The 8,353-nt window shown below is 53.2% G+C and carries 5 protein-coding genes; 2 read left to right on the forward strand and 3 right to left on the reverse strand.

What is annotated here, in order from left to right:
* Window positions 1-177: 177 nt before the first annotated feature.
* Window positions 178-327: a hypothetical protein gene (locus tag M4I36_RS12810; RefSeq protein ID WP_258112144.1), complete on the forward strand. Its 150-nt coding sequence runs from the start codon at window positions 178-180 to the stop codon at window positions 325-327.
* Between the two features lie 30 nt (window positions 328-357).
* On the opposite strand, the gene M4I36_RS12815 is transcribed toward M4I36_RS12810, so the two are convergent.
* Both M4I36_RS12815 and M4I36_RS12820 read right to left on the reverse strand, forming a co-directional pair.
* Window positions 358-2,154, reverse strand: coding sequence for a TasA family protein (locus M4I36_RS12815; protein WP_258112145.1), 1,797 nt, complete (start codon window positions 2,152-2,154; stop codon window positions 358-360).
* Window positions 2,155-2,816: 662 nt separating this feature from the next.
* A complete protein-coding gene (locus M4I36_RS12820; RefSeq protein WP_258112146.1) occupies window positions 2,817-6,164 on the reverse strand; it encodes a beta strand repeat-containing protein in 3,348 nt (1,115 codons plus the stop codon).
* Window positions 6,165-6,944: 780 nt separating this feature from the next.
* Here M4I36_RS12820 and M4I36_RS12825 point away from each other — a divergent pair.
* The gene (locus M4I36_RS12825; RefSeq protein WP_258112147.1) at window positions 6,945-7,637 is read left to right on the forward strand and encodes an IMPACT family protein; all 693 of its coding nucleotides are present in this window, start codon (window positions 6,945-6,947) and stop codon (window positions 7,635-7,637) included.
* 66 nt (window positions 7,638-7,703) lie between these two features.
* Here the strand turns inward: M4I36_RS12825 and M4I36_RS12830 are convergent.
* Window positions 7,704-8,353, reverse strand: a 650-nt coding sequence (locus tag M4I36_RS12830; RefSeq protein ID WP_258112148.1) for a hypothetical protein, incomplete at its 5' end; no start/stop codon positions are given.

The following is an 8,353-nucleotide window of genomic DNA, read 5'->3' on the forward strand; positions in this document are numbered from 1 at the left end:
GCGTACAATGTCCTTCCCCCAAGTGCACGGTTTTTTACTCAATCCGCTCAAAATCCATACACTTTCATTCGACAAATCGTGCCCGAAATCCTTGCTGCAACAGGGTTTTTAGTTCATTCAGCAGTCCCAAATTATTAAGTGCCGCTGCCAACTATCCTGGAATAGGAGGAGTAACCCATGAAGACTTCCGTCGCTTGGCTTACCGCTGGATTACTGGCCCTTTGCCTGGCAATGCAAGGTTGTGGTACGAAACATTCCAGTGGTGATGAGCAGTCATTTCCGGAAGGGCGACCGCTTGCTTCTATGGTTCATCTCCACGGACGTTGAGTGCGTCTCAACCTGTTGGCGCACGCCGTGTCAAGAGATGTTGTCGTAGATGGAAATGATCTGATTTATGAACGAACGATACCGCGCAGTAGGTTGCATCACCACATTAACGCCCGGACCGCCATAATAGGAGGGACTCGCATATAGTACACCATCCGCTTTCATGGCTGACGCGATAAACGCCTTTTCGTCTGTTTCCTTCATCGGTAAAAACAGTTCCCGAGCGTTCGCGTATTGTAATGGCCCCACGGCAGACGTGTAAGCACTCTCTACCACCTTTTCAGCCGACCTCAGTCCATTGCCTGACCGATACCCCGGCACGTACGCAACCCCTTCGATATTTGCGTGCTCACCTCCAGGAAGAAGGACGTTGGTCCCCGAAAAAATCGTGTCAACTCCGGAAAGCGTTTTATCGTTAAAATCCGTCTGCAACTCCTTAAAGAACTTCAGTTGTTTCTTAAAATCAGGAACTGGATACAACTGCGCTACACCTTTTATAAAATTGTTTGCATTGACCCTTGAATGCAGTTGTATGTGACTGACATCAGAATTTACAACTCGAACAGCAATTTGCTCAAGGATATTCTGAGGGTTTCCAAGAACCACTTCGTAGCTGCCCGGACTCACGTTCGGGATGTCGAAGAATCCGTTGGCGTTGGTGTAGTAAGGTGTTTTGCTGAAACTTCCGTCTCTCTCCAGCCAAATGCGTGCGTTGGGGATTCCCAATTGAAATGTGCCAAACAAACTGACAACATATCCACTTATGGAGTATTTGCCTGTCGGGCTGGACGGTGATGGTTGCTTGCTACTGGGGACTGCTCCGAGTTGAGGCTGCTGCACATTGGCATGATTGTTCTCATATTGTGCAGCGTCAAACGCAACGTTCACCGTGCCCCATGCGTCTTGATAGTCGTTGTGCGCCTTGAGCGGGAGTTGCCCGCTGTATTCCACCACCAAATACTGTCCTGGAGCCAACACGATACCATTCAGCGCGGCATTACCAGAGATATCTGTACCTGCGGAGTGTGTACCGCTCTTCCAAAGAGTCTGGTCGCCTTTCTTGTCCGCCGCTGTATCGTATCTTCCGAGTATCCCTGCTACCCATGGCTGTGTGTGCACCGCTCTATGGTGGCCTTTGTTTTGGTAAGAGAGTGTGACTGCTTGCTGCGGCTGAATAACATGCCGAGCCAGTATATCGTCCCCAGAGACCAATAGGCGTCCGCCAACTGTTTGCGATACGGTCGGAGCATGGGCATTGCTGCTTGAATAAATCGCGTAGTCGAGATTGTAGAAGGCGGGGTGATTGTCCGTCTCATACGCAGCATTGTCTCCAGTCGCTTGGTAGTCATAAGATTCCCAGCCTTGGTGGTTTGGGGCTTCCGTCGCGGAGATTAAATCGGGATGCCATTCGGTGTATACCCGGTCTTTGGCAGATGCTTGAATGGGAGACTGTTGCTCCAACGCGCTGCTTGTTGAACCATATTGGGTCTGCACCCACCCATTGTTCAACCCATCGTCGTAGAAAATAGGGCCGGTGGCGGTCGTGACCACGTTGACGATCTCGTTGACACTCCCCGTATTTCTCGCAACGGCGTAACCCGTGGCATAGTCTCCTGGGACCATATTGAAGTAATTCAGCTGTGCTTTGCGGTCGGAAAATGTGCCGAAGTTCTGCCCTTTGAGTCCGATGTCCACTACGCCTGCCGCAAAGCTTTGATGCTTAGTTTGGGCATGCGCTGTAAACAACGCAAAGCTACCAGCGCTCATCATAGAAATACCCGCTAACGCACTGGCGCCAGCCATCACTATTTTTGAAGCAAATTTCACCCTTTACTCCCCCATTCTCCTCCATTTCTTGTATAGACGTTCTTATTATAGAACAATTTCATGTCATAGGGGCGTGTGGTTCTATATAAAAGATCACGGGCGCATAGTCTTCCGCTTTATAAAGACGTCGCATCTCGGCGACATGCTCATCGCTCGGGGTCACATCCGCGCCCGGACGATGGCGCGCAACACGGATCGCCGCGGGCTTCGCGAGGATCGTCACTTCGGGAGTCTCGCTTGGATTGCGATGGAATCGTATAGCGGCCCGACCTCTAAAGGCCGGAGGCTCGCGGGAAACGCATCAAGCGGTCGTCGGACGACCGAACTCCAAGCCTCCCTGCTGGAACCAATGTGCATGAAGGAGCGAGCGTTTCTCTGGAAAAGGAAGAGAGATGGGGATAGCCTACGTACGGCGGCCTAAGCCGAGCGAAGGGCTACGGGTCGATGGCCGACAATAAGAAAAAGGCCGGAGGCGACCCACGCCTACCGACCGTTTCTCCCCCGCCAAAAGGCTCCAAACACGAACCCCACCAGAAAGGCGATTCACACAACGACAACCATAAGAATCATGCAGCCATGCTCCTTTAACGATAGTCCCTTCCGAAAAAAGCGGGCCAACAACCGAAGTTGATGGCCCGCGCTTGCAAAGTTAATACCTAGCCTTACGACAAACTAATTGTGACTTCTTCCGTCGCACTACCCTGAGTGTAAGTAACAACTACACTACCAGTGGTGGAAGCCGAGGAAGTAATCGTCAATTCACCGGTACTCGCATTAATCGATACGCCAGTCGTAGTAGAAATACTGTAGGTACCGTCAGCAGTTACCGGATTACCGTACGCATCTGTGACCGTAGGCTGTGTAGTCACAGCGTCATTGGTTGACCCGCTGGTCGGTACGGTCACATTACTCGACGCGTAGGTGAGCCCCGTCGCCTTGGCAGGTGCCCCTGCCGTCACCGTCACTGTGTACGTTGAAGTAGACAGCACGGTCCCTGACGAATTAACCATGTACAAATAGTACGTTCCAGCTTTGGTCGGGGCCGTAATGGACGTGCTTCCGGCTACTGCGCTCGTCTCAGTAGGACCTGCGGTAAATGTGCTTGTGTTAGCCGGTGCAAGCCATGCCGTTTGTCCAGACGGAACTGCAGTGCTCAGTGTCAACCCGGAGCCCGCAGACACAGTCTGCGCCACACCGGGGAAGCTAATCTCACCCTGTGCCGACGCGACACCACTTGTGCCGAGCTGAATCGTTGTCCCGTTAAGGCCCAACTGGAGCGTTCCACCGGTGGAAGCCGCGGAGGAAGTTCCAATGTCTCCAGCATAGCTGCCGTCGTAATAAGGCACGTTGCCATTCTGAACCGTCAAGGTAGCTTGCCCGTTGGTATTCGTGTAGATGTAGAACGAGGTACTCGTACCCATTCCAACACTCGACGCATTCACGACTCCTGGAATCACCACATCAGAGTATGGTGCCTTAGAGGACCAAGCAGTCGGAGTATAAAGAGGAATCGGAGTAGGCTCGGTAGCAACTCCTCCGGTAATGGACTCGCTTTGCTCCAGCGTCTGACCGTTGACTTGCGTAATCCACAGAGGCTGTGCAGTCGACGTCAAGTCCACCTGAACTGAGGTGTCCGGAATCGGATTTCCGCTAGCATCCTCGACGGTAAACTGGAAGGTACCCGTCTGACCAGTGGAAATCTGTGCGGACACTGGCGTTACGTTAGCCAGCTCGTCTACTGCACCTGCCGAGAAGCCAAAAGTCGCGGACGCTTTCGCGCTACCAGAGGTTACGGAGAGAACCGTGTTTCCCGTAGCCGTATTGCTCACGCCGACGGAGAACAGCTCTGTACCTGTTAGGAGAGGCGATACGAAGTAGGCCCCGCTCGTCAGGCTCGGATTCCCTGTAACGTTAACTTGCAAGGCGGTGTAATTGGCCTGGCCAACGGTAAACCCGCCAGGCACGGTGAGCAAGTAGTAATCGCCGCTATCACTGCTGTAATACGTAACATTGAGCGTCGTTGCAGACACCGCATTGAGCAAGTTGACTCCATCAATCTGGTTGATGGTTCCACCGTTCGACACGGAAAGATTGTAACTCATCGTCTGATCGGTGATGGCCGCGGAGGCGCTGACGGGAGCAAAGTACGCTGTCGCGATGTTCCCTGCCTGCTGGTCGATGCCGGTCACCGTCGTGCCGTCCGAGGAAGTCACGGAAGTCGGCTCAATGCCAAACGCCGTAATGTTCGACAATGCGGTTGCTGCAGCAAAGTCCAACTCGCCGGTAAACTTACCAGCCTCGTCGGCGTTGTTGACAGTGGTCGACACCGTACTACTGTAGTTCAACGGCGTGTTCGAGCTCACGACGCCATTTTGTACAGGATACAGCGCATAGCCATCCACTTCGGCCGAAGTATCCGTAACGGTTGCCGTGAAGACACCTGCGGAGTTGGTCGTGAGAACATCGCCGTAGGTCGAGTTTGCAGGAACGCCCTCTGCAATGGTGACATCCGGGAAGTCTGTGGTAGTCGTGCCCGAAACGTATCCAAACGTTCCGTTGTTACTGTTGTATCCACCCACCAACAAGACCTGCGCGTTTGGCACCGGGTTCCCAGATGCGTCCACTAGAGTACCTGAAATGGTTACATTTTGGCCTGCAGTCGGATTGGAGTTCGTGACGGACAGATTCTCGATGTTAGCCGGAGTACCCGCTTGAACAAATTGAATCATCGTGGATTCGTTAATGTTCATGGTTGGCGTGGTTCCAGTCACGGTGACTGTGTCGTCTGCCCCAACCACAGAGTCATTCAACCACACCGTGGCCTGACCCGCACTGTTCGTGAAGGCAGTAGCTACACTCCCCATATTGGCGCCACTGGTGTTGGTGAAGTAAGGATTGCCGCCGCCCTTGGATGTCGCCGTAAATGTCAGCTCTACGTTGGACTGCGCCGTGCCGTTGACGGGAGGCAACGTGACCGTGACCGGCACAGCCGTGCCAAAGCTCGCTTCGTACTCTCCATTACTTGCGTATGGAGTAATGCCAACAGAACCCGGAGCAACAAACTCAACGTTGACGGCGGAGGTGGTCAAGCTCACTCCGGAAGACGTCTGGTATGGCGCACTAGCCGTCACGGAGTACGCAGCGGTTTGACCGGATGGTCCAGAAACCGTCACAGTTGCTTGGCCGTTGCTGTTGGTGTACACATCATAGTCCGTCGCGGTAGCTCCTTGACCAACGGCCTGCGGAGCAAGGACGTTGCCGTTTGACTCGACGGTTAGGCCGGTGGCCGCCATGTTACCCTGCGAGAAGGCAAAGGTGACCTGAGTGTTCGGAATCGGGTTTCCCATGGCATCCGTCAACGTGGTGGACAGAGTAGCAGAACCACCATTGAGAACCACAGCTGGATTCGACACTGAGCCTGTGCCGCTGGACTGGTTGTTGATGGAGATGGCACTGAGAGCGGTGGTGGTCGGCGTGGTCACGGCTGGCTTGACCAAGGTTAATACACCCGTGTTGCCGTTCCAGTCGCTCTGCTGCGCTACGCCAATGCCCTGCAACACTTTGAGCAAGAAGTAAATCGGCATGTACGTGGTCTCAACGTGCGAAGCTGGGTCTTTCGCGAACTTCGGTGTGGTCATCTGCACGAGCGTTCCGTTCACGTAGATGCCAGCCGTACCCTGTCCAGCGGTGCCAAAGGCACTGGTGTCCACGGTCACGCCCGTCGGAGTCGTGATGCTCCAGACTTTGTTCACGCCATCCCAAGATGCGCCGAAGCCCATTTTGTGGAGGTACTCGTTCAAGTAGTAAATCGGCATGTACGTGGTCTCTGTGCCAGCGTACATGGACTCAAAGCCCTTGAAGCCAATGCTCGATGTGCCGAGCATAATTTGATCCTGTTTCCAGGTCATAGCCTTCATGTTCATGCTGGAGTTGGTAGCAGCAAAAGCGGTCGGAACGGTCATGCCGAGGACGACGCCTGCTGCAGCGATACCTGTAAGGACTCGTTTCAAGTGTAATTCTCCTCCTTGAGTTTGGGTCTCATTGCGACTACTGAGAGAGGGTGTCAAACACCCTATCAACGATACACTGTGCATGCCCCTACGTCGTAACAGATGCGAGTCTGAACGGAATAGACCCTACCGACAGTTTTTCCGTCGGCGCAACATGCGGCGCGTAGGTTGGCATCCCTCCCTTCAGTAGCCGTGCTTTCCTCGTTTGTTGATTGTCTGTGAGGAAGCGGTTGTTCACGAATTGTCCATGCGCTAACAGACCAAATACGACATACTTCGAGAAATTCCTTTCGAAATTTCTCAAGTTCATTCACTTTTTTCTGGGAGACTACAGAGAATAGAGCGACTTCGCTGTTTGCGATGCTGTTCTGATGCTCTGTGGTCTAGTTCCAAACCTCGTCTCACCGCCTGATTATACTGGTAGGTTGGTTGCGAGTAAAGCTATAATCGTGAATTGGCTGACGTTTGATGAATAGTCCTACATTTTCCGGCGTTTCCGTGAGACAATTGTTGGATATTTTGCCGAGCTTCGTTTGCACAACAATTCATAACTATGCACCGAACACCATCGATAGCACTGCAAAACGGGCTCATTTGTCTCTCCTTCCGTCAGGCGATGTTGTCGCGGCAGGTTTCGTCAGCGACAATACATAGACGACGCAAACAAGGGGCACGTTACAAGATTTCGTAGCGCGGAGAAAATTTTTGTCCGTCCACAAGAAATTACGAGGGGAAGCCCTAGCCTGCACGAGGTTTCACGAAGAAAAAGGGAGGTGCGGCGTGCAGCCTTTTCAAACGATTTCTCGGGAATGTAACGGTTTGTCCGTGAGCACCGAAGTGAAGCGGTCTAAATTTATCGCGAGTGTCTTTCGCGTCTCGGATGAGGCCGAAGCTGAAGTCTGTTTGCGATTGCTCAGAGAGACGCACCCGAAAGCATCGCACCATTGTTATGCATGGCGAAGCAGCGGGTCTGTTCCCATCGAGCGATTTTCAGATGATGGCGAACCGAGCGGCACAGCGGGTCGGCCGATTCTCGAAATTCTCAGGCGACGCGAGGTGCAGTGCGCGCTGGTGGTGGTCACGCGTTATTTTGGCGGGACCCTACTCGGAGCGAGCGGGTTGGTCCATGCTTACACAGAGGCCGCACTGGCCGTCTTAGACCAAGCCACCCTGATGCGCTGTGAATTGTATGTAGACCTCCAATTAGAGTGCAGTTATGGAGACTATGGACGGATCGACCGAATGATACAGGTGGAGAATGTGTCCGTCCATTGGAGAAATTTTGGCGAAAATGTGTCCATGTGCCTGGTTATTCCCGACAAAGAGCAGGCATTGTGGCAGGAGAAGCTGCGAGACCTCACGAATGGACAGGCAACACTTCACGTATCACCCGCGCGGTGGGTGGGCATCTTACCCGACGGACAACTGTGTCTCGATGACGTGCTACCCGCAAATGACAAAAGCGCCACCTGAAGAGCGTGGCGCGCGGCATGGACTCTGCAGGAAGCAGTCGCAACCGATGAACTTGCTTTGAATCGCTTACGACTGGTGAAAGAAGTCCGCTGGGCAGAGAAAAATCGGATTGTCATTTTGACGGCTGCGCCACATGCCCATGAGCAGAGAGGCTTGGCGAATGCGCTCGATGACCTTCTTCTCACGCATGTAGACACGAAAGTCGCGTCCGTCACTGAGATGAAGGATAGTTTCGGCGGATACGCCCGGAACCTTACTTCGGCGAACAATGTGAGATGCGGCAATGTAGGCCGTCGTACCCGCTCCTTGGGATTCGGCTTTGGCACAGCACTTAAACGCACAGAAGACTTTTTTCCCGGCGGCGGCAATGAGCGGAACATACTGGCTGCAATTGGTGGTCTCTTTGTAGAGATGGCGATGTGCGGCGGTGCAAATACCGTAATACTCTGCAATTTTTGCGTACGTGGTGGCGATAGACCAGGGAATGTACATATCGGTGCCGTCTTCCAGCATGATGCACGTCATCTTGCCTACGCCCACAACGTTCTCTGGCCGAAAGGCCATCACGCGTCCTATCCACAGCTCCGGTTTGGGCATTTCCGGCGTCCGACGATAAAGTACGGACTTGTGTTCATCTGCTAACACTACAACGCAGTTAGGTAATCGCATCAAGCAGAACCTTGAAGACGCCGTTTCTGGTGAGAGCGAAAAGCCTT

The organism is Alicyclobacillus sp. SP_1, from assembly GCF_024706985.1.
GTDB lineage: Bacteria > Bacillota > Bacilli > Alicyclobacillales > Alicyclobacillaceae > Alicyclobacillus_I.